Source organism: Bacillota bacterium (assembly GCA_036504675.1).
Taxonomy (GTDB): Bacteria; Bacillota; Sulfobacillia; order JAJYWN01; family JAJZPE01; genus DASXUT01.
This window is the reverse complement of sequence record DASXUT010000123.1, coordinates 1-25,686: the sequence shown is the minus strand read 5'-3', so window position 1 is coordinate 25,686 and position 25,686 is coordinate 1. Positions and strand designations below refer to the sequence as shown.

Genomic DNA, 25,686 nt, shown 5'->3' with positions numbered 1-25,686 from the left:
CGGATCCTTGGTATCACTGCAACCGGTGCGAAAAAGCCGGACCCGGACACATAGATACACGCCCCAAAAGACCCAATCGTGGAAACCCTTCTCTGGCGCCCAGTTGCGCCATTCTTTTACCTAGTGACTGTCGAACTCGGGCTAAAGCCACGAAACCATTTCTACCATAAGTACAGGCAAAAAGCCCAGCCAACATTTGCATGTCTAGCTGGGCTCTTTAGTGTCGGGAGGGGGACACGGGGACTGTGCACTACTGAATGCGGGTTGGTAATGTATTGGGCTATCCCGCACTAGACATGCAAGAACGCCTTCAGATCCTTAAGATCTTGGTTCAAAAAACGTAAGGTGGCTGCATCGCTCAAGAAGCTTCCACCGGGAGTACCGCCATTAGAAAGATATCTTGCTGTTTCCGACGCCATCCTCATCCTAAAATACAGCTTTCCCGCCGGCTTGCCCCATTTCTTCTCAACAACCCCAACCCTGTAAGTATGCTTGCCCTTCTTGGCAGCGGCGGCCTCCTTATCACAATGTCTTGGGAAAACTGCAGCTTCTACGTAGTGCAACGCGGCATAAAAACAAACCGTCACTGCCCAGTCTTTATACTTCATGGGTGCAACGGCCGTCAGTTCGCTAGCCAGTGCTTCATTGTGTTCGGCCTGAGTGAGGTGGTCTCCTTTGTCTGACACAACACTCACCTCTGGAGTATTGCAGTAGCATTTTCAGGAACCACATGGCTCTTATCAGCAAGAGGACAGGGAACAAGTTTCAGATCAATATCAATCTCCGGATATTTAGTCCTTAATTGAAAGTCGACATCATATACCTGATCTATCACCTCGACATCGCATGTCGGCATATTGACTAAAACGTAAAAAGACACGCTACTTGCACATTGAAGTGCGTGCACTGCAATGACTTGGTCGATTCCAGAAAAAAGCTCCCGAGCATCTTCGTAAAGCAGGACCGTGTCTACGTTTTCCCCCACCGTCTGCCCTCCACGTTCTAGCAGAGCACTTAAGGCAAGACTTAGGGTGCTACTATCCGCTATGGAATATGCCTGTTTTTTACTATCCTGCCATTCCCCGGTAAAAGGCGTTCTCCAGTTAGCCGCACGGCCAAAAAAACGAACAACGAACTCCCTTACGAATTCAGGCGCTAGTCTGGACCGCTTTCCCTCGGGACCATTTAGGACCATCCTGCGGAACAATTCTATGTACTCGCTGGCTAGAGAAGAACCTAGGACGGCCCTCTGGTCAGACCTTTCGGGCCAATCAGCTGCTGGCAGAACCTGGCTCACACTCCATCAACCTCCAAGCCGTGGCTACGAGCCAGGAAACGAGCCAAGGATAACGCAGCAGAATCGAGGACTGGGAAGACCTGGGTTATATCGTTGGCCGGAATATTGGCAAAAGTAGCCACATCGTAGCCATCATCTCCGGACTCTGCCAAGACAACCCCTACGTTCCTAGATTGGTGGGTGAAATGTCCGCCCATCAATTGCGGTTCTAGCTTCACATCTTCGTCCTGATTGGCGCTGATGGCCTTAGAAAGCTCTGGTTGCACGCCTAGCGTCAGCTTATAGCTGTGCTCGATTGCGAACCTCTTAGCCCCCTCCGGCCTTCCGAATGCTGCCAGTATGTGGCCTTGCAGATCCAATAGACGCTGGGTGTAGACTTCACAACCCTTGGGGTTACGGGCAGAGAGCTCAATGCTATCTGAATCGATGGCTAAGAACTCGAGGTCACTAAAATACATGACTGACCCGAACAGTCGTTCAACAGAAGAAAACGCTGGGCTCAGCTCGGCGAAAACTCGCCCCAACGCTTCCTTGTTGTCCATATCCAAACTCTCATCTAGGTGAGCCTTTGCTTTGATCTTCTTCAGAACAAGGTTCATTTCCGGCCCCCCCCTAACTGCTCGGAACCTCTATAGAGGTATCGGCCTGTTTTGTTTTTGCCTTTAGCTTTCGCCCTAACTTGACCGTTTTCCTTCCACCTCCTGGCACGTAAGGATGACACTGGTCGTTAGCCGATGACTCCATTACTCTTGTACTAATCAAGTGAAGTGCCCGGGCCACCTGGGACCTGTTGAGAAACCCCGATCGACTATCGCTAGTCGACCGGGGTTTTTCCGTTGTGGCCCAAGGGTTTGAGCTGTGTCATGCCGAATTTATCCAGTAGGGATGGCACGAAAGGGTGGTCTCGCGTGGTTGACGAGCAGGATCAGACACAGCCAAGGCTGCTGTGCATAAACCTGGACGATTATATACCAGAGGACCACATGCTCCGCCTGATCAAAGAGAAGGTTGACTTCAAGTTCGTCCGGGACAGAGTTCGCCATCTTTACAGTGACAAGGGTCGCCCGTCGATTGATCCGATCAGGCTGGTCAAGATGTGGCTGATCGGTTATCTGTACGGGATCCCGTCCGAACGCCGCTTGGAGCAGGAGATCAAGTTGAACCTGGCCTATCGCTGGTTCCTCGATCTTCAGGTCGACGACCGGATCCCGGATCACTCCACGCTGTCCCGGAACCGCAATGAACGCTTCGCCGGCACGGACCTCTTCCTGGCCTTCTTCGAGGAGATCGTTGAGCAGTGCAAAGCTGCGGGATTGGTCCAGGGCGAAGCCGTTGTGACCGACTCCACTCACATCAGGGCCAATGCCAGTCACGGCAGCAAGGAGACAGTCGTAGTGGCAAAGACTCCGCGCGACTACTGGGCTTACCTAGATTCCGCTGAAATATGGTTCATCCAGTCCTCTGCAAGCAAGGACTCGAAGGCCGACTGGCTGAATGGCTGTTCTTCTCCTACCCTGTCCTCAGCTCTATCCCATGGTCGCCAGGCGGTTCAGGTTGTGAGCCCAAATGGCCCCGGCCACCCAGCACCGCACCCCGCGATGGCCACGTAGCCTCGATCGGCGCAGGCCATACTTGCGTTTGAGCAGGCTGATGGTCCCCTCGCCTCCAGCCCGCCAGCGCTGCAGATTGCGGAACCATCGTTGCCTTTGATAGGCTTGTCGGGTCGGTGAGAGTTTTCCGGAGCGGGGGAGCGATATGCGCTTCACCCCACTCTCGCTGAGCAGCCGGTCATTGGTAGGGGTGCCGAAGCCGCGGTCTGCCGCCAGCCGTTCAGGTGCATGGCCGAAGACCCTCTTGTGCCGGTCCACCGCGGCCGGTAACAGCGAGGCATCCTGGGGGTTGCCCCGGTGGACTTCATATCCCGTTATGAAGAGCTCTTCCGCCTCCTGGAGCATGACCTTGTAGCCGAACTCCGTCGGTGCCTTGAGCCCTGCGGCGAGAGCATGCCGTCCCTCTTCACAGCTGCCCGGCGGAGAATCAAAACGGAGGGCATACCCAAGCATGCCCCCCGTCGGATCGCTGTGAACAGGTTTTGTTTCCTGAGTCCTTTGCTTACCCACCCAGAGCCCCCCCGGCTCTACGCAGGGTTAATGTAGTAAACACACTCCCCTTCTCAATCTTCTGCTCAGAGCATACACCGCCTATCCATATTCTGTCAATGAGGGAAAATTGGCCCAGTATCGAATGTCCACCGCGAAAGGTGGTGGCCGCCGTGACTACGGCTTTCGCCTATGCCCGCGTCAGTACGCCCGCGAGAACCGGATTCAGATTTTGGAGCACTTCCAGGACTCCTCTTCCGCCTACAACGACGAGGACCGGCCCGGCTTTGACCGGATGCTGAACGAGGCTATCCAGAAGCGCCCCAAGTTCATCCTAGTCGATGACTCAAGCCGCTTCGCCAGGACCCGCCGCCACGCTTCCACGGTCACATTCATGCTCCAAGAGCATGGCGTCCAGTTGATCGCCGTTAGTGAGCCAGTCGTCGACCCCAATTCCGTCCAAGGTGTCTGGCTTAACGGCATCATGGAGACCAAGAACGAGGCCGCCAGCCGAGAGATAGCCTTCCATACTGTCAGAGGCATGCAAGGCAACATCAAGGCCCGCGACCCCGAGACCGGCTGGTGCTACAAGAACGGAGGACGGACGCCCTACGGCTACCGCGCCGTCAGGGTAAACCGGGGCCAGGACTCTAAAGGTAAGCCCATCATAGAGACCATCTGGGAGCTCGACCCCAAGACGGCCCCCATCGCCAAGATGGGCTTGACCCGTTTTCGTGGACAACCCTACACTTGGGGTGTAGAGAAGTCCAGAGAGGGTGGGGTCAATGCCGAGAAACCATCCCCCGTATCCCGCCGAGTTCCGGGCCCAGGCTGTTGAGCTGGTACGGATGAGCGGCAAGTCGATCCTCGAGGTTGCGAGGGAACTGGGGGTCTCCGGGGAAGGGCTGCGTCGCTGGGTGCGCCAGGCGGAAGCCGATGCCGGCCGTGGCCGGCCGGGCGATCTGACCAGCGACGAGAAGGCCGAACTGCAGCGGCTGCGGCGGGAGAACAGGGTACTGCGCGAGGAGCGCGAGATCCTAAAGAAAGCCGCGGCCTTCTTCGCGAAGGAGCGCGAGACCCGGTGAGCCGGTATCGGTTCATCGAGGTGGAGAAGGCGAATCACGCGGTTTCGCTCATGTGCCGTGTGTTGATGGTCTCACGGGCTGGGTACTACGCCTGGCGGCATCGCGGCCCCTCACAGAGGGCCCAGAAGGACAGAACCCTGACGGATTGCATCCACTCCATCCACCGGGCCAGCCGGGGGACCTATGGAGCGCCCAGGGTGCGAGCCAAGCTTGCCGCGGAAGGCGTGGCCACCTCGCGGAAGCGTGTCGCCCGGCTGATGCGAGCAAACGGCCTTGCCGGCGTCCGCCGGCCGCGGCGCCGGGTGCGGACAACGGTCGTTGACCCCAGCTCACCGGTCGCCCCCAACCTGCTGGCCCAGAACTTCGTGGCCGAGGCTCCGAACCGGCTCTGGTTTGGGGATATCACCTATGTACCGACCCAGGAGGGCTGGCTGTACCTGGCGACGCTCCTGGACTGCTACGCGCGGCGCGTCGTGGGCTGGTCGATGGCCGACCACCTGCGGACGGAACTCGCTCTGAACGCCCTGAACATGGCCGTCCGGCGTCGACGCCCTCGGCCGGGCAAACTAGTGCACCACACCGACCGCGGCTGCCAGTATACCTCGGCGGTCTACCAGGCGGCCCTGGCCGGCGCCGGCATCACCGCCTCGATGAGCCGGAAGGGCGAATGCCTCGACAACGCAGTGGCGGAAAGCTTCTTCGCAACACTCAAGGCGGAGCTGATTGAGGGGCGGACCTGGCGGACGCGGGCTCAGGCTACGCAGGCCATCTTCGAATGGATCGAGGTCTTCTACAACCGTCAGCGGCTACATTCCAGTCTCGGCTACTCGTCCCCTACGGAATATGAAGATCGGGTTCGAGCAGAGAAGGCAGCGTAAGGAAAACCAAGTCGAAACCTGTCTACGGAACCGGGGCAAGACCAAAATGATAGTCGTCGACCTCTACCTCGAAAAGGCCATGTCCTATGAGGCCATCCGGGACCACCTTAACAAGAAGGGTATCCCCTGCCCCTCAGGAAAAGGCCCTTGGTCGACTGGCACCATTGCCGAAATGCTCCGCGACAACCGCCTCGACAATACGCGGGCACTGCCTTCTGGAACAAGGAGAACCACAAGGAGAAGGGAGTCAGGTTCAACCCTCGCGAGGAATGGACCGAGGTTGAGAACGCCCACCCCGCCCTGATCGACAAGGACCAACTGGTCCCCCTCCTGGCCCGCAAGGCCAAGGCCCGCCGCAACTACCGCTTTGCCCCGGCCTCCGTGAGCCCCTATCTCTTCACCGGCACCGCCCTTGAAGGAATGCCCTTCTTCACCTGCACGGCTTGCGGTGGCAACATGATCGGCTACCGCAACGGAGCCGAACGATGGTACAAGTACGTCTGTGGCAACGCCCGCTCCAGAGGGACGGCGGGTTGCGCCTACCACACGATCATCGACAAGGAGTGGCTTGAACGCTCTGTCCTCAGCGAGCTCGAAAAGCGCTATCAGACCCCCAAGCGAATCAAAGAGATCGTCGCCTCGGTCAAGAACAACATGGACACCACCGCCCAAGACTATCACCAGTCCATAAAGCGGTTCACTGATAAGAAACAGGACCTCGTCCTTCAGCTGCAACGGCTCTTGGACGCGGTCAAGGCCGGCATGCCGCCAGAGGTGGTCATCCCCGAGACCCATAAGCTCCGTGACGAGATCGCCGGCATCGACGACGACCTGATCAGGCTTCGCAAGGCCCCTCCCGCCGCCACGCAGATAGAAGAAGAGGCCGTCGAGAAGTTCCTTTCGAACTTCAAGACAGCCTATGATGCCGCGACCTGGCCGGAACGAAAGCAGCTCGTTCGGACCTTCATTCGCAATATGGAATTTGACCCAGAAAAGCGCGAAATCAGGGTCCATTTCTACCCTGATCTCGCAGTGCAAAGTATCTGTGTCGGGAGGGGGACTTGAACCCCCACGGATTTCTCCATACGCACCTCAAACGTACGCGTCTGCCAGTTCCGCCATCCCGACGAAGTCTATTAAATTCACTTAGGTGTTCATCACGCGCTGCTGGTGTTCATCAGCAGCGATTAATTTTATCATGGCCGGTTCGAAAGGTCAACTGAACACGTCTTTTGCCGTCTCCCGCCGCGGGAAAACGGATGCTGACTCCGGCTTCGTGCTGACCTTTGTCATCACCGCTCGCCGAGCATTCTCATCTTAGCAAAGGGTCGCATCAAAGTCAAACGGCGGCGCCGATCGAAGGCAGGTCGACGACCGGCCGAGGGCCGTCATTCTTCAATCGCCCCACCGATCGCGCGAAGGTGTTTTCGCAGTGTGCAGGCAGGGTCCAAGGATCTTTTCGTTAGAAACTCCTCGAAACGCAATTGCCGATGAAGAGTCTCGCCGGCCACGATCCGCTCGGCTTGCCGTCGCTCTCTCTCGTAGATGTCATGAGCGGCGCCGAGGACCTCCACGGCTCGGCCATCGGGGACGAAAATGGCCCCGTCTTCATCGGCGAAGACCACGTCGGCGCGGCCCACCTGCCAGGGCCCGAAGTGGGCGGTCTTGAGGGCGGCGGCATCCCGCGGATCGAGGCGCACCGGCCCCGCCGGCCAGGTCCCGTAGCTGAAGACCGGGAAGCCGATCTGGCGCAACTCCGGCGTGTCCCGGTGGCAGCCCCAAACGACGAGCCCGCCCAGCCCACAGGCCTTGGTCTCGAGGGCGGTGAGATCGCCGATGCAGCCCTCGTCGGTTCTTCCGCCGTTGTCGATGACCAGGACGTCCCCCGGGTTGGCCATCGACATGGCCTCAAGGAAGACGTCCACGCTGCCGTAATGCCCGGCCGGCTGGACGCGTCCGGCGAGGCGGGCTCCCGCCATCACCGGCCGCAGTCCCGGCGGCCCGATTCGCAGGGGCACGCCGACCCGCAGGCAGGCGTCGGCCACCAGCGGAGTCGACAGCTTCTCCCACTCGCCAGCCACGTTCTGGTTGAACGTTGGCCCCCGGCTCTCGGTCATCCGTCGGTTCTCGGCCATCGTTCGGCTCTTGGCCATCCTTCAGCACCTCCGCGTGGCTCCGCGTGGCTCCGCGTGGCGCCGCGCCGCTGCTTTCCCCGCGCCCTCTAGATCAAGTCCACTTCCGGCGGCACGTGCCCAAGCAGCCTGAGCATCGCCACGACCTGCCCGCGATGGTGGATCTCGTGGGTCGTCAGATGCAGCAAGGCCTTGCCGACGGCAAACCGCACCTCTTGGCCGTTGCTCCAGTGCCAGATGATCTCCCGGCCCAGGTCGGCCTCGCTGAGGCCGGCGATGTACCGCTTCGACCGCTCGGCCAGGCCGGCCCAGAGCCGGCGAAGTTCCTCGGGCATCGGCACCCGCTCGACCTCGGGAAGCGACGGGCCTTCGCCGGTCAGCACCCGGCCCATCCAGAAGTCCTCAGCTCCGGCCATGTGCCAGAGGGTCCCGGAGATGGCCCGAAACCCGGTCCCCAGATCCTTCCGGTACTCTTCCTCCGACAGGCCGGCCACGGTCTCGAAGAGGATCCTGCGGACGTCTTCGTTATAGGCGTAGAGGGCTCGAATCGCATCCAGCATCGGCTCTTTCCCTCCCCTATCCGTCTCGCCGCTCGGCCCGGCGTCACCCCTGGGCCTTTCGCGGCTCCCGCAGTCTGGCGCTCAAGGCGAGGGCGATGGCCGCCGTCCCCACGTTGACGACGAAGGCGGCCTCGTAGCCAAGGTACTGCACGATCACCCCGCCGACCATCGCCAGCAGGCTGGTCAGGACCATCACGGTGTTGATGAACCCGGCGTAGCCCGGGCGCATCTTGGCCGGCACGACCTCAATCAGGTAGTTGGTGTAGCCGATCCAGGCGGACGAGAAGTAGGCGCCGATGAGGACGAACGGGAGGAACATCAGGACCATCGCCAGGGTCCTCAGCCCGGCCGCGGCCGCCGGCGAGGCGGCCAAGGCGGCCAGCGGGGGCAGCAGGACCAGGGCGCAGACGCAGCGGATGACGAAGCGGTTGCCGAAGCGGTCGCCGATGTGCCCCATGACCAGGCTGCCGAGGACGGACCCAACCATCTGCGCGGAGACGAAGATGCCGACGGTCTCGGCCGGCAAGTTCAGCCGCTCCCTGGCGAAGATGGCGTAGAACGGGAAGGTCAGGAAGATGGAGTTTGAGGCCAGACGGGTCAGGACCATCCGGGCGTAGTCCGGGCTCTCCCGTAGGTAGCGCGGCATGAGCCGGATGTACTCGATGAAGTTCGAGTGCTCGACGTGGGTCTCGCCGGCCGGTTCCTTGATCATCAGGAAGATGACGAGTGATCCCACGGTGATGACGAAGCCGATGAAGAAGATCAGGGCGTAGTTCTGCGGATAGGGGATGGACGGACGGCCGAGGATGGCCCTGATGACGAAGCCGGAAAGGAAAGCCATGATCCCGGCGGAGGCCTGCATCCAGCCAAAGAGGCGCCCGCGCCGGTGGTCGGGGATGACTTTCCCGGTGATGTCGATGTACGGGACGCCGCCGATGCCGTCGCCGAGGGCCAGCGTGGTCAGGAAGAAAAGGAACAACGTCAGGGCCAGGCCGGGATGCCCCAACGAGAGGCCCAGGACGCAGGCGGCCATCAGCAGATAGCTCGACCGGTGGATGACCATCCCCACGATGGAGATGGGCATCTTTCTCTTGTACCTGGCGGCGAAGTTGGCCACCAACAACTGCGGCAGGAACCACCCGCCGTTCCTCAGGGTGGCCGCCAGACCCACGAGGACGCTGGACTTGGTAAGGGTGCTGATGTAGACCGGCAGGACCGTCGAGCTATCGGCGAAGGCCGACCCCCAGGCGAAGAGGGTCCCTTCCAACAGCAGGCAGATGAAGTTGTGGCGTTGGTTGGGGCGTTCAAGGCTGAGGTGGTCGGGTTGGCGCATATGTGGTGTGATTCTCTGCCCTAGGCCCGAGTCCTTCCGGCCGAGCCCCGCCCGGCTCCTCCGCGCCTGGCCCCGCCCCGTCCAGCCCAGGCATGCTTGCCCATGTCGACGCAGCCATTCGCCCGGAACGCCACGCCCTCGGCCTCGAGCTCGTCGCGCTGGGTTTCCCAGCCCGGGGCGAGCCGGCCGGACTGGCTGACCACTCGATGGCAGGGGATCCTCAGGTCCCGCGGGGCGCTGTGCATCGCCCACCCGACCATCCTGGCCGCCCGGGGTTTGCCGAGCCAGGCGGCGATCTGGCCATAGCTGACCACCTTGCCCTCGGGAACTCGGGCGACGACCTCCCAGACCTCTCGAAAGAAGCTCTTCTCCGCGGCCTTTTCCTGCACCCCGATCCCCCCGTTCATGATCCTCCGACGTGGTCCTTCGTCGCCGCCCCGGCCGAACTCCTTCGGAAGGAGGATGGAGATCTTCAGTTCGCGACGGTCTTGCTGGCCGCGACCGTCCTCTCGGGCCGGCAAGAATAGGCAACAGGAATCCGCCTGGCGGTGAAGAAAAGGCTTAGAGCAGCATAGCCGGCCCGCCGGCGGGATCATGGAGGCGGGATCATGGAGGCGACCTCATGAAGAAAGCCCCTGCGTCCATCCTGGGCACGGCGGCAAGCCTGTCGCTCACCCTCGTCGTCTTGCTCACGGCCCTTCAACTGGTGGCCTTCAACCCGGGTTTCTATCGAGCCGAATACCGCAAGTACGACCGACCGGCCGCCATCGGCATGTCCGAGCCTGATCTGATGAAGGCGACCGGGGTGCTCCTCGACTACGCCCGGGGCAAGCGGCCGGACATGAAGGTCGAGGCGACGGTCAACGGTCAGCGTCGTCTGGTCTTCGACGAGCGCGAGACGGAGCACATGGTCGATGTCAGGGTCCTCTTCATGAAGGGCTTCGCCCTGCGGTGGTGGGCCCTGGCCCTGGCCGCCACCCTGGCCCTCGTCCTCCGGCTCCTGGCCGGCGGACGCGGCCTGGCCGTCCTGGCCCGCAGCTTCGTCGGGGTGACCGCGGGGTGGCTGGTGGTCTTTGCCGGCCTGGTGGTCTTGTTCAACCTCAACTTCACCGGCTTCTGGGATCAGTTCCACTACGTCTTCTTCAGCAATAACCTGTGGCAACTGGACCCGGACACGTCGATCATGATCAACATGTTCCCGGAGGAGTTCTTCTACGACATCGCCGTCCGCGTCGTGACCATCTTCGCGGGGACGCTGCTTGTCCTCGGCGGGGCCGCCTGGTACTACCTGCGGCGCAGCCGGCACCGGAGGGGCGGCGGTCGGATCAGCCCGGCCTGAAGTCCGGATGCGTTGACCAATCGCCCATTGACGACCGAAGGCAGGCCCGCGGGCCTGCCTCGTTTTCTTGTCGTCCCCGGGGCCGCGCCGGGCCGCACCCCTCAGTCCTCGTCGTGCGGCGGCTGCCGACGTCGGGCGGCCGAATCGGCGGCGAAGACCTTCAGCCTGGACCATTCCCTGCCGAGGGGGCCGACCACGCCGAGGGCCGCCTCGACCAGCCTGGTCACCTCGGGCTCGGGGTCCAACTCATAGAAAGCCCGCTGCCCCCGGCGATGGCTCTTCAGCAGTCGAGCCGCCTTGAGGCGGGCCAGGTGCTGCGAGACGGTAGGCTGGCTGACGTGCAAAGCGGCTACCAGTTCGCCGACGCAGAGCTCCCCCGGCTTGACCAACCCGAGGATGCGGAGCCTGAGTGGATCGGACATCGCCCTCATCACCTCGGCCAGGCGGTCTGGAGTCATGGTCGCCCCTCCCCGTGGCTCATTATGGCTAATGGTTATGTCTGGATTAGTCCATGCTTACATGCTGATTATCGAATGTGTGGACCGAGGCCCTTAAGGCTCCCCCCTGTCGCCCTAGCGACGGCGCCGCCGTGATCGGTCCAAGAAACCCTCTACCCGGCCCAAGACGACAGTTCCTAAGGTAACAAGGAAAAAAACGGGCGAACCGTCTCCTCGCCATTGACACTCCGGCCCGCTGAGACATAGAATGGTCATAGGCAAATAGCTATTAGTCGATTTAGGGGTGACCATCGTGGACGAACTCTTGGAACAACTGAAGGCCCTGGCCGACGGCACTCGCTTGAAGATCTTCAAGCTGGTCGAACGCGAGGAGCTTTGTGTCTGCAAGATCGTGCCGTCGATCGGACTGTCCCAGCCGACCGTCTCCAACCACCTGGCCAAGCTCAAGCGGGCCGGGCTGGTCAAGGAGCGACCGGCCGGCCAGTGGTCACATTATTCGGTCGACCGGGAGGGGCTGGCCCGTTTCCGCGCCGCCCTGGAGGCCTTCCTGAAGGCCGACCTGGCGGACATCCCGGCCATGCGCGAGGTCGCCGCCCGGTTGAGCGAGGAGCGCAGCCGGGAATCACAGAAAGGAGATCGATGCTAGTGGAAGTGAAGATTCTCGGGGGCGGTTGCCAGCGCTGCAATGAGCTGGAGCGCCTCACCAAAGAGGCTCTGCGGGACCTGGGACTTGGCGCCGAAGTCGGGCATGTCCATGAGCCGGCCGAGATCATGAAGTACGGCGTCATGCAAACCCCGGCTCTGGTCGTCGACGGCAAGGTCCTCGTCGCCGGTCGGGTCCCCAACCGGGCCGAGCTGGCCAAGCTGCTCCGCCCGTAGGCGGGCCGGTCAGGAAGGGGCGCGTTCTCCGTGTGGAAAGCCGTCGTTGATTACTTCACCTTCAACCTGATAAAGCTGACCCCAGGCTCCCGCCTCGGAGAGTCGGTCGATTTCTTCCTGTATGATGCGGTCAAGGTCCTCTTCCTGCTGGCGACGATCATCTTCTTAGTCGCCATCATCAGGAGCTTCTTCCCCCCGGAGAAGACCAAGCGGGTGCTGGCTCGGGGCAACGAGTACGTCGGCAACGTCCTGGCCGCCCTGCTCGGCATCGTCACCCCCTTCTGCTCCTGTTCGGCCGTGCCCCTCTTCATCGGCTTCGTCGAATCGGGGGTGCCCCTAGGGGTGACCTTCTCTTTCCTCATCTCCTCGCCGATGGTCAACGAGGTGGCCCTGGTCATGCTCTGGGGGCTCTTCGGCTGGAGAATCGCCGTCCTCTACATCGGTGCCGGGGTGACCGTGGCCATCGTCGCCGGGATCATCATCGGTCGCCTGCACCTGGAGAAGTGGGTCGAGGACTATGTCTGGCAGATCCAGGTGGGGAAAGCCGACGTGCCCAATCCCTCCTGGCGGGAGCGCCTGATCTACGCCAGGGACTATGTCCGGGAGATCCTCCGCCAGGTCTGGCTCTACGTGATCATCGGCATCGGGGCCGGGGCCGCGATCCACGGCTACGTGCCCCAGGATCTGATGCTCACGGTGGCCGGCAGGGGCAACCCCCTGGCCGTCCCGGTGGCCGTCCTCATCGGCGTCCCGCTCTACTCCAACGCCGCCGGGACCATCCCCATCGTCCAGGCCTTGATGGAGAAGGGTATGGCCATGGGCACGGCCCTGGCCTTCATGATGGCCGTCACCGCCCTCTCGCTGCCCGAGGCGATCATCCTCAGGAAAGTCCTCAAGCCGAAGCTCCTGGCGATCTACTTCGGGATCGGGGCCGTCACCATCACGGCCATCGGCTACTTCTTCAATGCGGTGTTGTGACCGCGGCCACAGTCGCGGTCTGCGCTCCGAAATCCGCTCCCGCTCATCCTACCTACCACCGCTGAACGCGGAGAGGTGAAACGACTTGAACAACGGGAAAGGGACTGCGCGCCTGTCCAGCCTCGACCGGTTTCTGACCGTCTGGATCCTCCTGGCCATGGCCCTCGGCGTGGGCCTGGGCTACGTCTTCCCCGGCGTGGCGGCCCTTCTTGACCGACTGTCGGTGGGGACGACCTCGATTCCCATCGCCATCGGCCTGATCGTCATGATGTACCCCCCGCTGGCCAGAGTCCGCTACCACGAGCTCGGTAAGGTCTTCAGGAACGGCAAGGTCCTGACCCTCTCACTGGTTCAGAACTGGGTGATCGGCCCGGTCCTGATGTTCGTCCTGGCCATCATCTTTCTTCGTGGCTACCCCGAGTACATGGTCGGCCTCATCCTCATCGGCCTGGCCCGCTGCATCGCCATGGTCATCGTCTGGAACAGCCTGGCGCACGGAGACAGCGAGTACGCCGCCGCCCTGGTCGCCTTCAACTCCCTGTTCCAGGTGTTCTTCTACTCGGTCTACGCCTACGTCTTCATCACCATCCTGCCGGCCTGGGTCGGGCTGAAGGGGACGGTCGTCCACGTGACCATCGGGCAGGTGGCCAAGAGCGTCGCCATCTACCTTGGCATCCCCTTCCTGGCGGGCTTCTTGACCCGGACCATCCTGGCCCCCCGCATGGGCGTCGAGTGGTACGAGAAGAAGTTCGTTCCAACAATCAGCCCGCTGGCCCTGATCGCCCTGCTCTTCACGATCGTCGTGATGTTCTCTCTGAAGGGTAGCTACATCGTCCAGCTGCCGATGGACGTCGTCCGCATCGCCATCCCGCTGATCATCTACTTCGTGGTCATGTTCCTGGTCTCGTTCTTCCTCAGCCTGAGGCTGGGGGTGGATTATCCGAAGACGGCCAGCCTCTCCTTCACCGCCGCTTCGAACAACTTCGAGTTGGCCATCGCCGTGGCCGTGGCGGTCTTCAGCCTCAATTCCGGCCAGGCCTTCGCCGCCGTCATCGGCCCGCTCATCGAGGTGCCGGTGATGCTGGGGTTGGTCAACGTGGCCCTGGGGTTCAGGCGGAAGTACTTCGGAGGGGAAACCGAGCGGGATAGCTGACGGAGCTGTGACCACTGACTTCTGACTCGGGCGCCGCTTGGCCAGACCAAGCGGCGCCCTTCGTTTGTCGCTGGGTGTCGAGCGGTCTGGGTTTACATTTCTGCGTCTTGTGTGGCATAATGTAAACCGCAAGGAGGGGATGCCTGTATGCCGGTCGGTGACCGCATCAGGATGGCGCGTAAGGCCTCTGACCTCAGTCTTCGTGACTTGGCCGCCAGGTCTCGCTTGAGCGCTCAGGCCATATCCAAGTATGAGCGTGGCCTAAATAGACCCAGTTCGGCAGCGCTTTTGAGGCTGTCGGTCGCCCTTGAGGTGAGGCCCGAGTACTTCTATCGGCCTGAAAGCCGGAAGCTGTCCATCGCCGCTCATCGGTGCATCCCGGACCTTTCCCCGAAGGCCCAGGGGGTTGTTCTCGAAAAATCAAGGGAAGCCTTGGAAAGACTGATAGATATCGAAAACCTGCTTCCAGGCTCCCAGCCGGCCGAGAGTCTGCCCGGAAGCCTCCCCGAGCATAGGGCAGAGGTCCGGTCGGTTAACGAGATTGAAGACGCTGCCTCCGCTCTCAGGCGCAAATGTGGACTTGGCTCAGGTCCCATTGCCAACCTGACCTCGACCCTGGAAGACTTCGGACTGAGGGTGCTTTTGATCGAGGGGCCGCCTGGTTTTGACGCCTGTATCCTGCAGTCCCAAGAGGCCCGGCCAGTCATCTCGGTCAACTCGAATCTGCCGGGGGATCGGCAGCGTTTCAGCATGGCTCATGAGCTTGGTCATTTGGTCCTGAAGCCGGTGGGTGACTGTGAAGAAGAGGCTGTCTGCCACAGATACGCCGGGGCCTTCCTGGCTCCGCAAGAGCGCGTCGTGGCGGAGCTGGGACAGAAGCGGATGTCGCTCAGCCTCTGTGAGCTAGAGATGCTGAAGGCCAAGTACGGGCTGAGCATGCAGGCCTGGATCCACCGGGCCGAGGAGGTCGGAGTGATTACACGATCTCTCGCGTCGGCACTGCTCAACCAGTTCCGGAAGAACAGCTGGAAGATCACCGAGCCTGGCCGCCAGGTTCCACCGGAAACTGCATGGCGGGCTCAACTGCTTGTCAGCCGGGCCGTGGACATGGACCTGATCACTCGCTCGAGGGCGGCTGAGCTGCTAGGCAAGCCGTTGGCGGAGATGGGCCGACTATGGAAACTTCCGCACCGTTAGTGGTCGATGCTTGCGTCATTATCGATTTGGATGATGGTGGCATCCTGGACAAGCTTGGTGGCTGTCCGTCCACCCTATCCACTACTGACTTCGTCAACAATGAACTGACCAACCCGCTTAGGCTTCAAGTAAGGAGACTTGGCATTCATATTGTGCGACACACCCCGAGCCAGGTAGAGGGCTTCAGTAAGCTACTGGAATCAGACCGCGGCATGTCTATGGCGGACGCATCTGTCTTGGTGTTGGCTCAAAGGCTGGGGGCCGTCCTAGTAACGGGGGATAGGCCCCTTAAGAACGCAGCAAAGAAGAATGGGGTCACCGTCCACGGAACACTATGGGTCCTTGACGTATTGGTGTCCGCAGGGGCCGTATCGGCCGGGAAGGCCATTGAGGCCGTGAGGGCGACGCTGAAAGCCGGCAGTCGTCTGCCCGCCGTGGAGTGCCAAAGGATGATAAGGAGCTGGGCTGCGAAGTCCCTAACCGAAGGCTCGGCCACCGGTTGACAATCTAAGGCATTCTTGGTATAGTCGTAGCGTATTAGTGTACTAGCGAATTAGTACACTGAATAGGCCCATATTGGAAAGGCGGGTCACCATGACTCAGAACCAAGAATCCGGCGCCTCCGTCATCGCCGCCTACAATCTGGCCAAGACCTTCAACGGTACGGTCGCCCTGCGCGACGTGAACTTCGAGGTCAAGGCGGGCGAGATCTTCGGCCTCCTGGGGCCGAACGGGGCCGGCAAGACGACCACCGTTCGCCTGCTCGCCTGTCTGTATCAGCCGACCGGCGGCAGCGGCCAGGTCCTCGGGATGGACATAACCGCCCCGGGGAACGCCGAGCGCATCCGGGAGCACATCGGCCTGCTGACCGAGAGCCCCGGCCTGTACGACCGCCTCAACGCCCTCGAGTACCTCGGCTTCTTCGGCGAGCTCTACGGGATGTCGGCGGCCGACATCCGGGCCTCATCCGAACGGCTCCTCAAGATGATGGGCATCTGGGAGCGCCGGAATGACCGCCTGGCGCGGTTCTCCAAGGGCATGAAGCAGAAGATCGCCATCGCCCGGACGCTCATCCACGGCCCCCAGGTCATCTTCCTCGACGAGCCCACCTCCGGGTTGGACCCGGAAAGCGCCAAGGTCGTCCGCGACTATGTCCTCGAGCTGCGGGCGGAAAAGCGGCGGACTTTCGTCCTCTGCACCCACAATCTGCCCGAGGCCGAGCGGCTGTGCGACCGGATCGCCCTGATCAACCAGGGACGGGTGGTCGCCCAGGGCAGCGCCGACGAGCTTCGGGCGAGGCTGGCCGGGGGCAAGGAACGGCTCTGCAAGATTCATGTCGCCGCCCGCGCCGCCGAGTCGGCCGAGGTCGTCAAGGCCTTCGCCGCCAAGCATCCCGAGGTCACCGGTGTCCAGCAGGCCGGCGACGTCATCACCTACACGACGACGGACCCCGAGGCGCTTAACCCGCTCCTGCTTCAGGAGGTCCTGGCCGCCGGCGGCCGGGTCGTCGCCCTGAACGAAGAGGAGCAGTCCCTGGAGAACGTCTACCTCGAGTTGATGCGCGACTCCAGGGAAGAGGAGTAGGAGGAACCTGACATGCGAAAAGCCTTCGTCATCGCCAAGCGCGAGTTGAAAGAGATCTTCCGCGACCTGAACCTGGCCGCCAGCGTCATCCTCCCGCCGGTGCTCCTGGTGGGCATCTTCGGGTTCATGATGCTTGACCCGATCAAGGGCGCCAAGGGCATGCACGGGGTGGAGAACATCCCCTGGGGTTCACTCGGCTTGCCGCCAGGGGCCACCCCCCAGCAAATGCTGGTGACGATGCTGACCAAGGTCATCGCCTTCCCGATGTTCTGGATCATCCCCCTGGCGGTCACCTCGATCATCGCCGCCGATAGCTTCGCCGGCGAGAAGGAACGGCGGACGCTGGAGCCGCTGTGCGTCGCCCCGCTGACCGACAACGAGCTCTTTTTCGGCAAGATCCTGACCTCGCTCATCCTCGGCTTGGGCGCCTCGTGGCTCGGCTTCGGGATCTATACCATCTTCGCCCGGATCGGAACGGCGCGGGCCTTCGGTCACCCGACCTTCCCCGACGGTGTCTGGCTGTTCTCCATCTTCGTCTTCGTCCCGCTGTTGCTGTTCCTGGGCGTCTCCTTCGCCGTCTTCGTCTCCAGCCGCGTCTCCAGCTACCGCACGGCCCAGCAGGTCACGGCGATGCTGGTCATCCCAATCGTCGGCCTGATGATCGGGCAGACCACCGGCCTGATGCTGATCACCCCGAAGGTCATGTTCGTTGTGGCGGCTATCGTGGCGGTGATCGACATCGTCCTCTTCCGGCTGGCCACCGGCCTGTTTCGGCGGGAGGCCATCCTGACCAAGTGGTGAAGGGGCCTGCGCCCCGGTGTCAAAGACAGAACCGGAAAGAACACGATCGTGTTCCTTCCGGTTCTCTTGTTAGCTGAACGCGGCCACCGAGGAGGAAACGGGCATGAACATCCGTCGGATGTTGCCTTTGGACCTGGACTTCGCCGCTGAGCGGACGGCCGAGGAGGGCTGGACCAATCACGGCCGCGAGGAGTTCAAGGCGGGGCTTGAATACGCGCCGGAGGCTTCCTTCGTCGCCGAGGAGGACGGCCGGCGCATCGGTCTCTGCGTGGGTACGCCCTACGGCGAGGCCGGCTTCGTCGGGGGGCTCATCGTCGTCAGGGCGGCCCGCGGGCGGGGTATCGGCCGGCGGCTCCTTGAGACGACCGTCGACCATCTGCGGTCCGGGGGCTGCGCCAGCGTGTACCTTGATGGGGTGCCGGCGGCGGTGCCGATGTACGAGCGGGTCGGGTTCAGGAAGATCTGCAAGTCCGTGCGGTTCCGGGGGAGCGCGGCTCGGCCCGAGGGCGACGGAGCGGACGCGGGTAAGCGGGCGGACACGGGTGACGGCGCGGAGCGGAAGCTCTGGGCCGTCCGGCCGATGGCGGCGGCCGACCTCGCCGCCGTCTGCGCCCTGGACCGCGAGTCCTTCGGCGCCGACCGGCGCTTCTTCCTCGAGCGGCGCTTTCGCCAGTCTCCCGAATTGGCCTTTGTGGCTGAGGCCGTGAACGAGGGTCGGGCTGGCTCATCAGCCCGCGGCGTCGCCGGCTTCATCCTCGGGCGCCGGGGGGCTAGGGCCGTCTCGGCCGGGCCATGGGTCGTCGGGCCGGGCGTTGAGCGTCCCCTTGATTTGCTGGCGGCACAGGCCGAGGCGGCCGCGCCGGCCGGTGAGCTCCCCATCGCCGTCGGGGTCCTCGATAGCAACCCCCGGGCCGTCGAGGCGGTCGGGCGGTTTGGGCTCGAGGAACACGGCTTCTCCTGGCGGATGGTCCTCGGGCCGTCGGAGCGTCTGGGGCAGTCGCCGACGGCCTACGCCATCGGCTCGCCGGCCAAGGGCTAGGGCGCGGCCTGGGCGGGGGACGCGGCCTGAGGAATCGTCCCCAGCAGCCAGTCGAGGGCGTCGGCCTTGACCAGGCGGGCGGCCGCGTTGCGCGGGCGGTCGGCCAGGTACTCGCTCTGCCGCTGGCCGACGGCGGAGTCCATGACCACCTGGATCACCGGAGGTATCCGGCCTCGGTGGCGCAGGGTGTCGGGGATGACGGGGAACTGATTGGCGACCACTTGGCCGTCAAAGATGAAGAGGGCCGGGCAGGGTTCGCCGACCCGGCAGTCGTGGGGGAGATGGACCCGGACCCGCCTGGCCTCCCCGGCCAAGCCTGGGGCGGGCATGGCGAAGTCCTCGACCAGAATGGACGGCATGCCCTCGGCCTCCAGCGGCGCCGACAGCCCGGGCCCGCGCAGGGCGACGGTGTGCCGGTGGGACAGAAGGGGCGTCCCGTCAATCCATTCCGCCGCGTCCTGAGCCAGGATGGGCACGGTCGAACAGACGTCGTCGGCGATGGGGGAAGTCGGGAAGTCCGCCCCCCAAAAGCGCGTGCCCGAAATGTTCTCGAGCGGTCGGGGCGCTTCCATCCACTCTGCGTAGCACACCGGAATCGTCGGCGGGTCGCCCTCGTAGAGGACGCTCATGATCCCCTCGGGGTGGAAGGCGGGCGATCGCAGCTCGGCGGTGATCAGCGACGGGTCCTCCCTCAATTGAGCGAAGGTCCAGGTCGCCCCAGCCCCGTTCACTTCTTCTCCGCCTTCATGATCTTCCGAACCTCCGCCCTCAGGTCGTTGGAGATGGTCCCGAAGACGAACTGATAGACGTTCTTCCCGGTCCGGACCTTGCCCATCGAGCCGAGCTGCTTCAAATAGGGCTCGTTGATCTTGCCCTCGTCCCTAACCACCACCCGCAGGCGGGTCAGGCAGGTGTCGACGCTCTCCAGGTTAGCCAGGCCGCCGAGGGCTTCGATGACCCCGCGGGCCCGCTCGGGCAACGGCGACGCGGCGGTGATGGCCGGCTGGACCACCGCCCCCTCCCCCATCGCCTGCTTCTTCCCCGGCCCGCTCATGATGGCGTCGAGCATCTGGGTCGTCCCGGCGTCCAGCCCTTCTTCCTCCATCCGCCCCGGAGTGATCAGGTTGAAGCGGCGGATGAGGAAGCGGAACGTGAAGTAGTAGAGGGCGCCGAAGAGGACCCCGAGCGGGATCAGGAGGATGACGTTCTGGCCGCGGTAGAAGTTGACGATGTACTCGAAAACGCCCGACGAGGTCGAGAAGCCGGCCCTGATGTTGAGCAAGTAGGAGAGGGCGAAGGACAGGCCGGTGAAGACGACGTTGACCACGTAGAGGATGGGCGCGGTGAAGACGAAGGTGAACTCGACCGGCTCGGTCAGGCCGGTGATGAAGCTGGTCAGGGCGGCCGTCAGCAGGAGCCCCTTGATCGCCCGGCGCTGCTTGGGCCCGATGGCCTCGTGGTACATGGCCAGGCAGGCGGCCGGGAAGGCGAACATCATGATCGGGTAGGAGCCGCCCATGAAGTATCCGGCCGTTGGGTCGCCGGCGAAGAAACGCGGCAGGTCGCCGTGGGCGCCGTTGTAGGTCCCCTGGAGCAGCAGGACCACGCCGTTGAGGAAGTGGTGCATGCCGGTGGGGATGAGGGCCCGTTCAACGGCTCCGTACGAAGCCACGCCCCAGACCCCGGAGCGGGCCATCCAATCGCCGAGAGCGGTGATGCCCGCCGAGACCGGTGGGAAGACCCAGCCGAGGAGGAGCCCGAAGACCACGCTGGCAAGGGACGTGATGATCGGGACGAAGCGCTGCCCCCCGAAGAAGGCCAGGTAGTCGGGGAAGCGGATGGCGTGGTAGCGGGCGAAGAAGTAGGCCGAGAGGAGCCCGGCGATGAGGCCGGCCAGGATGCCCAGGTTCCAGTCGGGAACCATCGCCCGGCCGATGCCGGCCATGATCACGTAGCCGACGCCGGCCGACAGGCCGGCGATGCCCTCTCCGTCGGCCAGCCCGACGGCGATACCGATGCCGAAGATGAGGCCGATGTTCTCGAAGAGGACCTGTCCCGAAGTGGTGAGGGCCTTGGCCACCACCGGGATGGGGACGACCGCCCCAAGGGCATAGAGCAAGGCCGCGGCCGGCAGCACGGCGATGGGCGTCAGGGCCGCGGTGGCGAACTTCTGAAGGGCCCGTCTCATGGTCTCTCCTCCGATGTGGGGTCTCTGTGTGGGGTCTTTCAGCGGAACGTCGGCAGGAACTCCCGGTGGGCCTCCAGATAGTCATTGAGAATCTTCTCGGCCACGTCCAGGGACGGGATGAGTGGGTGGATGGACAGGGCCCGGAGGGCCTTCTCCCTGGAGCCCTCGGCGGCGGCTTCGACGGTCAGTTCCTCATAGGCCGCGATGACCTGCATCAGCCCGAGCATGTCCGGCTCGATTCGGCCGACCACCAGCGGCCTGGCCCCGTCCCGCCCGATGACGGCGGGGATCTCGACGACCTTGTCGAACCTGATCCCTTCGACCGCCCCGCGGTTGGGGACGTTGACGATGTAGACCTCGTGAGTGTCGTTGGCGATGGCCGCGACAAGGCCCATCATCATGTCGGCGTGCCAGTCGCCGCCGCGCTTCTTCCATAGCTCGGGCTGCTTGTCCCGGGTGATCTCGCCGTAGAAGCCGAGGAGGTCTTGCTCGATCTCCATGACCACCTCGGCCCGGGTTTTCCCGGCCGCCAGCTGCTTCTTGACCGACTCGTCCTTGTCGTAGTAGTACTGGAGGTACGGCGAGGGGATGACCCTCAGCCGGTGGAACATCTTCAGGATGACCATGATCTCGTCGAGTTCCTTCTCGTCGCCGATGCCCAGCTCCTTGGGGATCATCTGCTTGAGGGCCGGGCCGAGCTGGATGAGCTGGGAGACCATCCCGTGGAGCTGGTCCATCAGGTCCACGCCCTGGTGGTAGAGGTGACGGGTCCAGCCCAGGTGGTTCAAACCGACGTAGTCGACGGAGAGGGAGTTCATTGGCATCCCGAGGAGCTTGGAGACGAGGAACTGCACGGCCATGGGCATGTCGCAGATGGAGATGACCCGGCAGTCCGGGGCGTAGCGGTGGAGGGCGTCGGCCACCAGCCCGGTCGGATTGGTGTAGTTGATCAGCCAGGCCTCGGGGGCGACCCGTCGGATGTCGCGGGCCACGTCGAGCATGACCGGGATCGACCGGAGGGCCATGGCGAATCCGCCCGGGCCGGTCGTCTCCTGGCCGAGGACACCGTAGCGGTTGGGGATGCGCTCATCGAGGGCCCGGTGGGCAAGGCCGCCGACGCGGATCTGACTGAGGATGAAGTCGGCGCCCTTGAAGCCCTCGACGCGGTCCGCGGTCATCGAGACGACCGTCCCGCGGCCGGCCTCGGAGGTCTCGACCATGTGCCGGACCAGTTCGCCGACCACCTTGAGTTTATGTTCATCGATATCTACCAATACCAGGCGGGCCAGGGGTAGCCTGTCGCCCAGCCGGAGCAGGCCGGCGACCAATCCCGGCGTGTAGGCGCTCCCACCGCCCAGGACGGCGACATTGTAGCCTTGCTTGTCGGTCATCAGTCCATGCCTCCAAGTACGCACTCGGTTCGAGTCGCCTAGGTATTCTGTCCGGGGACCTCATTCCCTGCCATCTCCAAGACCCTCCAACCCCGTCGGACGGCCTCCGCGGCCAGGCCCGGCTCCGGGGCTACCGCGACCGGGTGGCCGACCCGTTCGAGCATCGGCAGGTCGGAAAGGCTGTCGCCGTATGCCCAGGACGCCTCCCAGTCGATCCCGTCGGCCGCCACTTTGAGCAATGCCTCGGCATACATGGGCTTGGCCACCCCGCTGCAGGGGGGGCCGTCCAGGCGCCCCGTGTAGCGGTCGTCCCGAATCTCCACCGGCGTGCCGACCCACCCGGCGGCCCCGACCATCGGCCCCAGCTGGTCGAGAAAGGGCATCATCGAGCCTGAGGCGAGGGTCACGGCGCAGCCCTCGGCCCGCCTGATCGCCATCTCCCGGAGGATCTCTGGCCGTATCACGGGCACCAAGTCCTCGCAGGCGTCCTTCATGATCTCGGCCACCTCCTCGAGGGTCATCCCGGCGAGGAGGCGCGTGTAGCCCCGAGTCCACCCGTTCTGACTGGCAATGCGGTCTTCAGCTGAGCGGTTGCGCCGGAGGTGGCCGGGCATGAGCTGGAAGAAGAGAAGGACGATCAGCGGTCTGAGGTGGGGCCGGGCCCAGAGGAGCCGGGTCAGCGGCCGATAGGTCTGCCCGTCGACCAGGGTGCCGTCGACATCTACAAGAGCTATTTTCACTCTGATCCCCCTGTGAACAAGCTAATCGAAGGTTCGCCCCGGACACTCCAAAGCCCTCTCAGGGGCGTGGTCAGCAGGAAACACCGTGCTCTTTATCGGGATGATCCTGACCAACGTCGTCCCCCTACCGGCCGTGGCCTGGTGGGCAGGGCGGCGGCAGCTTGCCCGAACCGCTTTGAGCCCCACAGGGCTGGCCGGGGTGTTCTTTCTCGGCTTCATCACCTGTTTTGCGGTCATCTTCAGGAAGCTTTGGGAAGGGTATTTCGTCATGCGGGGCGTCGGCCTCGGCGGCAACCTCCTCCTGCTGGTCGACAACGCCTTCTGGGAGGAGCTTGGGAAGCTGGCCGCGCTCCTCGTCGCCCTGGTCCTGGCCCGCCGGGCGGCGGCCAAGGCCGGGCGGGCGCCGGCCGCGACCGCCGACGACTCCAGTCGCCTCGCCCGCCTCCCCGCCCTGACCCTCGGCTACTGGGTCGGGCTGGGATATGGGTCGGGGGAAGCCATCCTCCTATCACTAGCCTTCCTCCACCCCGGCGTCTTCCAGTACACCGGCCTGCACACCTTCGGGGCCTTCCTCGTCCCGCTCTTCATCTACGACCGCTTCTGGGCGATCCAACTCCACGCGGTCATGGGGGTGATCATCGCCCTGGGGATTAGCTGGCCGAGGGAGCGGCTGGCCACATCGCCGGCGCGGGAGCCCTCGGCGGGCCGGGACCGGGGGCGCCTGGTCGCCCTCTTCGCCCTGGCCATGCTCTTTCACGTCCTCGTCGATGGGACGGTCGTCCTGGCTCAGACCTTTCCGGGGATGGTCAGGTACTACCCGCCAGACCTGGCCTACACCCCGGCCCTGGTCGTTTTCGGGTATATCTACATGTGGCTGACGTTCCGATGGACCGGCCCGGCGAAGGGAGTGCGGTTGAAGTGAAGGGATGTTCGATGAACCGGCATCAGGCCCGGCGCCTAGCCCTGACCATGGGGCTGGTCCTGGCCATTCCCCTGGCCCTGGCCGGGTGCTCGCGGGGTGCCAACGGGCCGGTCGTGACGGCTCCCTGGTCCGCCCCTGAGTCCGTGAACTACGTCTGGATGAAGGCCGGCCAGCAAGTGGGGACGGCGACCTTCGCGGTGACCCCCACTGCTTCCGGGTTCGTCTTTGTCGCCACGAACGATTTCTCGCCCGGCTGAAGACGCGGGACGAGGTCACCGTCGACGCCGGCCTCAAGCCGGTCAGGACCCATAAGGAGGCCGATTCCCAGGGCCAGCGGTCGACGGTTGACGCCGAATATGCCAACGGTCGGGCCAAGCTGAGCGCCGTCACCCCGCAAGGTAAGCAGTCGATGACCCTCAAGTACCCCAAGGACGCCTTCGACAACGACAGCCTGCTCTATGTCCAACGGGCGATGGCCCTGGGCGAGGGCTTCGAGGCCAAATATGGGCTGATCGTCGTCGGGGCTCGGTGGCTCGGATGTCGGGCAAAGTCGCGGCAGTCGAGGATGTGTCCGTCCCGGCCGGGACCTTTCGGTGCTACAAGTTCGAGATGCCCATCGGCCCGGCCAAGCAGTATGTCTGGTACGGGGTCGATGGGCCGCACCCGCTGGTCAAGTACGACAACGGGGACCTGGCGCTGGAACCGAGTTCGACAGTCGCTAGGTGAAAGAATGGCGCAACAGGGCGCCAGATAAGGGCTTGCCGGATCGGGATTTTTGAGGCGTGTAACTATGTGTCCGGGGCCGGTTTTTTCGCATCGGTTGCAGTAATACCAAGGATTCGGGACGGTTCTGAGACCTTAAAAGCCGAAAAGATTTGCTTCTGCTCAGCGGTCGTCTCCGTCCTTTGAAGAACCCGGCCGTCATCGCCGGCAAACTCGCCGAGGTGCATCCGCTCCAAGCGGTCCCTCAGTACCCGCCAGGTCTGGCCGGTCCCCCGTTCCGCCGCCCGGACCAGGAGCAGGGCAAGCCAGCAAAGCAGGATGTGGGCCCGAATGCGGTCCTCCAGGCGGTGGTACACCGGCCGCAGGTTGAGCGTCGTCTTGAGGGTGCGGAAGGCGTCCTCGACCTCCAGAAGCTGCTTGTACCCCAGGGCCACGTTTTCCGCCGAGATGGTGTCGTCGGAGGTGCGGATGAGGTACTTGCCGTCGAGCCGTTCCTCGGCCCGCACCTTGTCCTGATCGATCCTCGGCCGGCCATGTTTGTCCAACTTGAGGTACTTTCCGTAGGCCTGGTTGGCCATCAACTCGCAAGCGGCCTTGGGGTACGGCGAACCGTGCTTTTCCGCCAGGTGGGTAAGCTCTTCCCTGAGCCGTTTCAGGACCGTTTCCCTGGCGGCCCGGTCCCGCTCCTCTTCCCGGGGGTTACGGGCCAGAATGTACCGCACGCAGGCTTCACCGTCACCGATCACGATCTCCTTGAGCTCGAGGTTGTCCCGGACGGTCTGGTAACGTCCCGGGCGGGACAGGGCCTCTTCCACCACGGGCTTGCCGCTCCTCATCCGTTCCCCGGCGATGTAGTGCCCGCCGGTCCGCTGCAGTTCGCGGAGGTTGTCCTCCGAGGAGAACCCCCGGT

At 63.4% G+C, this 25,686-nt stretch carries 30 protein-coding genes, 1 tRNA gene and 1 pseudogene; 17 read left to right on the top strand and 15 right to left on the bottom strand.

Annotation, left to right across the window (positions count from 1 at the left end):
* Nucleotides 1–290: 290 nt before the first annotated feature.
* The 3 genes from VGL40_08650 to VGL40_08640 are packed head-to-tail and all read right to left on the bottom strand — an operon-like array spanning nt 291 to nt 1,896.
* Nucleotides 291–686 carry a hypothetical protein gene (locus VGL40_08650; GenBank protein ID HEY3315323.1) on the bottom strand — a complete coding sequence of 132 codons (396 nt, stop codon included), beginning with the start codon at nt 684–686 and terminating at the stop codon, nt 291–293.
* A gap of 5 nt (nt 687–691) precedes the next feature.
* Nucleotides 692–1,297, bottom strand: coding sequence for a hypothetical protein (locus VGL40_08645; GenBank protein HEY3315322.1), 606 nt, complete (start codon nt 1,295–1,297; stop codon nt 692–694).
* Nucleotides 1,294–1,896, bottom strand: a complete 603-nt coding sequence (locus VGL40_08640) for a hypothetical protein (protein ID HEY3315321.1) — start codon at nt 1,894–1,896, stop codon at nt 1,294–1,296. The genes VGL40_08645 and VGL40_08640 overlap by 4 nt, the downstream gene beginning before the upstream one ends.
* Nucleotides 1,897–2,205: 309 nt before the next feature.
* Between VGL40_08640 and VGL40_08635 the strand changes: the two genes are divergently transcribed.
* Nucleotides 2,206–2,907: a transposase gene (locus VGL40_08635; protein HEY3315320.1), complete on the top strand. Its 702-nt coding sequence runs from the start codon at nt 2,206–2,208 to the stop codon at nt 2,905–2,907.
* On the opposite strand, the pseudogene VGL40_08630 reads toward VGL40_08635, so the two are convergent.
* Nucleotides 2,824–3,279: pseudogene (locus VGL40_08630) on the bottom strand (transposase). The gene VGL40_08635 and the pseudogene VGL40_08630 sit on opposite strands and share 84 nt — an antisense overlap.
* Before the next feature lie 247 nt (nt 3,280–3,526).
* Here VGL40_08630 and VGL40_08625 point away from each other — a divergent pair.
* The 3 genes from VGL40_08625 to VGL40_08615 all read left to right on the top strand — a co-directional run bounded on the left by VGL40_08625 (nt 3,527) and on the right by VGL40_08615 (nt 6,424).
* Nucleotides 3,527–4,234: a recombinase family protein gene (locus VGL40_08625; protein ID HEY3315319.1), complete on the top strand. Its 708-nt coding sequence runs from the start codon at nt 3,527–3,529 to the stop codon at nt 4,232–4,234.
* A protein-coding gene (locus VGL40_08620) for an IS3 family transposase (GenBank protein ID HEY3315318.1) occupies nt 4,182–5,359 on the top strand; the annotation gives its coding sequence in 2 pieces (ribosomal slippage) (nt 4,182–4,446 and nt 4,446–5,359; 1,179 coding nt in all). Before VGL40_08625 ends, VGL40_08620 begins: the two co-directional genes overlap by 53 nt.
* 147 nt (nt 5,360–5,506) lie before the next feature.
* Nucleotides 5,507–6,424, top strand: coding sequence for a recombinase zinc beta ribbon domain-containing protein (locus VGL40_08615; protein HEY3315317.1), 918 nt, complete (start codon nt 5,507–5,509; stop codon nt 6,422–6,424).
* Here VGL40_08615 and VGL40_08610 read toward each other — a convergent pair.
* The 5 genes from VGL40_08610 to VGL40_08590 all read right to left on the bottom strand — a co-directional run bounded on the left by VGL40_08610 (nt 6,406) and on the right by VGL40_08590 (nt 9,791).
* A tRNA-Leu gene (locus tag VGL40_08610) sits at nt 6,406–6,487 on the bottom strand. The genes VGL40_08615 and VGL40_08610 overlap by 19 nt on opposite strands.
* Nucleotides 6,488–6,747: 260 nt before the next feature.
* Nucleotides 6,748–7,476, bottom strand: a complete 729-nt coding sequence (locus VGL40_08605; protein HEY3315316.1) for an RraA family protein — start codon at nt 7,474–7,476, stop codon at nt 6,748–6,750.
* Nucleotides 7,477–7,580: 104 nt separating this feature from the next.
* Nucleotides 7,581–8,051: a DinB family protein gene (locus tag VGL40_08600; GenBank protein HEY3315315.1), complete on the bottom strand. Its 471-nt coding sequence runs from the start codon at nt 8,049–8,051 to the stop codon at nt 7,581–7,583.
* Between the two features lie 43 nt (nt 8,052–8,094).
* Nucleotides 8,095–9,384, bottom strand: a complete 1,290-nt coding sequence (locus VGL40_08595) for an MFS transporter (GenBank protein HEY3315314.1) — start codon at nt 9,382–9,384, stop codon at nt 8,095–8,097.
* A 20-nt stretch (nt 9,385–9,404) separates the two neighbouring features.
* Nucleotides 9,405–9,791, bottom strand: coding sequence for an MGMT family protein (locus VGL40_08590; GenBank protein HEY3315313.1), 387 nt, complete (start codon nt 9,789–9,791; stop codon nt 9,405–9,407).
* 215 nt (nt 9,792–10,006) lie between these two features.
* On the opposite strand from VGL40_08590, the gene VGL40_08585 reads away from it, so the two are divergent.
* Nucleotides 10,007–10,723, top strand: a complete 717-nt coding sequence (locus VGL40_08585) for a TIGR01906 family membrane protein (protein HEY3315312.1) — start codon at nt 10,007–10,009, stop codon at nt 10,721–10,723.
* Between the two features lie 101 nt (nt 10,724–10,824).
* Here the strand turns inward: VGL40_08585 and VGL40_08580 are convergent, their stop codons facing one another.
* On the bottom strand, nt 10,825–11,181 hold the full coding sequence (locus VGL40_08580) for a metalloregulator ArsR/SmtB family transcription factor (GenBank protein HEY3315311.1): 357 nt from the start codon (nt 11,179–11,181) through the stop codon (nt 10,825–10,827).
* Between the two features lie 292 nt (nt 11,182–11,473).
* Between VGL40_08580 and VGL40_08575 the strand changes: the two genes are divergently transcribed.
* The 9 genes from VGL40_08575 (at nt 11,474) to VGL40_08535 (ending at nt 18,812) form a co-directional block, all read left to right on the top strand.
* Entirely contained in the window at nt 11,474–11,827 is a 354-nt protein-coding gene (locus VGL40_08575; GenBank protein ID HEY3315310.1) for a metalloregulator ArsR/SmtB family transcription factor, read from the top strand.
* Complete coding sequence (locus VGL40_08570; protein HEY3315309.1) at nt 11,821–12,060, top strand: thioredoxin family protein; 240 nt, start codon at nt 11,821–11,823, stop codon at nt 12,058–12,060. Before VGL40_08575 ends, VGL40_08570 begins: the two co-directional genes overlap by 7 nt.
* Before the next feature lie 30 nt (nt 12,061–12,090).
* Complete coding sequence (locus VGL40_08565) at nt 12,091–13,038, top strand: permease (GenBank protein ID HEY3315308.1); 948 nt, start codon at nt 12,091–12,093, stop codon at nt 13,036–13,038.
* A gap of 157 nt (nt 13,039–13,195) precedes the next feature.
* The gene (arsB, locus tag VGL40_08560; GenBank protein ID HEY3315307.1) at nt 13,196–14,191 is read left to right on the top strand and encodes an ACR3 family arsenite efflux transporter; all 996 of its coding nucleotides are present in this window, start codon (nt 13,196–13,198) and stop codon (nt 14,189–14,191) included.
* A 147-nt stretch (nt 14,192–14,338) separates the two neighbouring features.
* Entirely contained in the window at nt 14,339–15,388 is a 1,050-nt protein-coding gene (locus tag VGL40_08555; protein HEY3315306.1) for an XRE family transcriptional regulator, read from the top strand.
* A complete protein-coding gene (locus VGL40_08550; GenBank protein HEY3315305.1) occupies nt 15,388–15,891 on the top strand; it encodes a hypothetical protein in 504 nt (167 codons plus the stop codon). The genes VGL40_08555 and VGL40_08550 overlap by 1 nt, the downstream gene beginning before the upstream one ends.
* Before the next feature lie 91 nt (nt 15,892–15,982).
* A complete protein-coding gene (locus tag VGL40_08545; protein HEY3315304.1) occupies nt 15,983–16,972 on the top strand; it encodes an ABC transporter ATP-binding protein in 990 nt (329 codons plus the stop codon).
* Between the two features lie 12 nt (nt 16,973–16,984).
* Nucleotides 16,985–17,773, top strand: coding sequence for an ABC transporter permease (locus VGL40_08540; GenBank protein ID HEY3315303.1), 789 nt, complete (start codon nt 16,985–16,987; stop codon nt 17,771–17,773).
* Between the two features lie 103 nt (nt 17,774–17,876).
* Nucleotides 17,877–18,812, top strand: coding sequence for a GNAT family N-acetyltransferase (locus VGL40_08535; GenBank protein HEY3315302.1), 936 nt, complete (start codon nt 17,877–17,879; stop codon nt 18,810–18,812).
* Here the strand turns inward: VGL40_08535 and VGL40_08530 are convergent.
* Genes VGL40_08530 through VGL40_08515 form a run of 4 tightly spaced genes read right to left on the bottom strand, consistent with a single transcriptional unit; the run spans nt 18,809 to nt 23,131 of the window.
* Nucleotides 18,809–19,543, bottom strand: a complete 735-nt coding sequence (locus VGL40_08530; protein HEY3315301.1) for an alpha/beta hydrolase-fold protein — start codon at nt 19,541–19,543, stop codon at nt 18,809–18,811. The two genes, VGL40_08535 and VGL40_08530, sit on opposite strands and share 4 nt — an antisense overlap.
* Entirely contained in the window at nt 19,540–21,000 is a 1,461-nt protein-coding gene (locus VGL40_08525) for a PTS transporter subunit EIIC (protein ID HEY3315300.1), read from the bottom strand. The genes VGL40_08530 and VGL40_08525 overlap by 4 nt, the downstream gene beginning before the upstream one ends.
* Before the next feature lie 38 nt (nt 21,001–21,038).
* A complete protein-coding gene (locus VGL40_08520; protein HEY3315299.1) occupies nt 21,039–22,391 on the bottom strand; it encodes a 6-phospho-beta-glucosidase in 1,353 nt (450 codons plus the stop codon).
* Nucleotides 22,392–22,429: 38 nt separating this feature from the next.
* Nucleotides 22,430–23,131, bottom strand: coding sequence for an HAD family phosphatase (locus tag VGL40_08515; protein ID HEY3315298.1), 702 nt, complete (start codon nt 23,129–23,131; stop codon nt 22,430–22,432).
* A gap of 85 nt (nt 23,132–23,216) precedes the next feature.
* Between VGL40_08515 and VGL40_08510 the strand changes: the two genes are divergently transcribed.
* The 3 genes from VGL40_08510 (at nt 23,217) to VGL40_08500 (ending at nt 24,779) form a co-directional block, all read left to right on the top strand.
* Nucleotides 23,217–24,053: a hypothetical protein gene (locus VGL40_08510; protein HEY3315297.1), complete on the top strand. Its 837-nt coding sequence runs from the start codon at nt 23,217–23,219 to the stop codon at nt 24,051–24,053.
* Nucleotides 24,054–24,064: 11 nt separating this feature from the next.
* On the top strand, nt 24,065–24,310 hold the full coding sequence (locus VGL40_08505; GenBank protein HEY3315296.1) for a hypothetical protein: 246 nt from the start codon (nt 24,065–24,067) through the stop codon (nt 24,308–24,310).
* Nucleotides 24,311–24,590: 280 nt separating this feature from the next.
* Nucleotides 24,591–24,779 carry a hypothetical protein gene (locus VGL40_08500; protein HEY3315295.1) on the top strand — a complete coding sequence of 63 codons (189 nt, stop codon included), beginning with the start codon at nt 24,591–24,593 and terminating at the stop codon, nt 24,777–24,779.
* A gap of 62 nt (nt 24,780–24,841) precedes the next feature.
* Here the strand turns inward: VGL40_08500 and VGL40_08495 are convergent.
* Nucleotides 24,842–25,686: transposase (locus tag VGL40_08495; GenBank protein ID HEY3315294.1), on the bottom strand; the 845-nt coding region annotated here is incomplete at its 5' end.

Bases quoted from the DNA above. Each gene is read 5' to 3' on its own strand.
- arsB (HEY3315307.1), top strand. From the start codon at position 13,196: ATGGCCCTCGGCGTGGGCCTGGGCTACGTCTTCCCCGGCGTGGCGGCC.
- VGL40_08570 (HEY3315309.1), top strand. From the start codon at position 11,821: ATGCTAGTGGAAGTGAAGATTCTCGGGGGCGGTTGCCAGCGCTGCAAT.
- VGL40_08600 (HEY3315315.1), bottom strand. From the start codon at position 8,051: ATGCTGGATGCGATTCGAGCCCTCTACGCCTATAACGAAGACGTCCGC.
- VGL40_08525 (HEY3315300.1), bottom strand. From the start codon at position 21,000: ATGAGACGGGCCCTTCAGAAGTTCGCCACCGCGGCCCTGACGCCCATC.
- VGL40_08555 (HEY3315306.1), top strand. From the start codon at position 14,339: ATGCCGGTCGGTGACCGCATCAGGATGGCGCGTAAGGCCTCTGACCTC.
- VGL40_08505 (HEY3315296.1), top strand. From the start codon at position 24,065: ATGAACCGGCATCAGGCCCGGCGCCTAGCCCTGACCATGGGGCTGGTC.
- VGL40_08580 (HEY3315311.1), bottom strand. From the start codon at position 11,181: ATGACTCCAGACCGCCTGGCCGAGGTGATGAGGGCGATGTCCGATCCA.
- VGL40_08640 (HEY3315321.1), bottom strand. From the start codon at position 1,896: ATGAACCTTGTTCTGAAGAAGATCAAAGCAAAGGCTCACCTAGATGAG.
- VGL40_08585 (HEY3315312.1), top strand. From the start codon at position 10,007: ATGAAGAAAGCCCCTGCGTCCATCCTGGGCACGGCGGCAAGCCTGTCG.
- VGL40_08595 (HEY3315314.1), bottom strand. From the start codon at position 9,384: ATGCGCCAACCCGACCACCTCAGCCTTGAACGCCCCAACCAACGCCAC.
- VGL40_08605 (HEY3315316.1), bottom strand. From the start codon at position 7,476: ATGACCGAGAGCCGGGGGCCAACGTTCAACCAGAACGTGGCTGGCGAG.
- VGL40_08545 (HEY3315304.1), top strand. From the start codon at position 15,983: ATGACTCAGAACCAAGAATCCGGCGCCTCCGTCATCGCCGCCTACAAT.
- VGL40_08590 (HEY3315313.1), bottom strand. From the start codon at position 9,791: ATGAACGGGGGGATCGGGGTGCAGGAAAAGGCCGCGGAGAAGAGCTTC.
- VGL40_08520 (HEY3315299.1), bottom strand. From the start codon at position 22,391: ATGACCGACAAGCAAGGCTACAATGTCGCCGTCCTGGGCGGTGGGAGC.
- VGL40_08500 (HEY3315295.1), top strand. From the start codon at position 24,591: ATGTCGGGCAAAGTCGCGGCAGTCGAGGATGTGTCCGTCCCGGCCGGG.
- VGL40_08535 (HEY3315302.1), top strand. From the start codon at position 17,877: ATGAACATCCGTCGGATGTTGCCTTTGGACCTGGACTTCGCCGCTGAG.
- VGL40_08540 (HEY3315303.1), top strand. From the start codon at position 16,985: ATGCGAAAAGCCTTCGTCATCGCCAAGCGCGAGTTGAAAGAGATCTTC.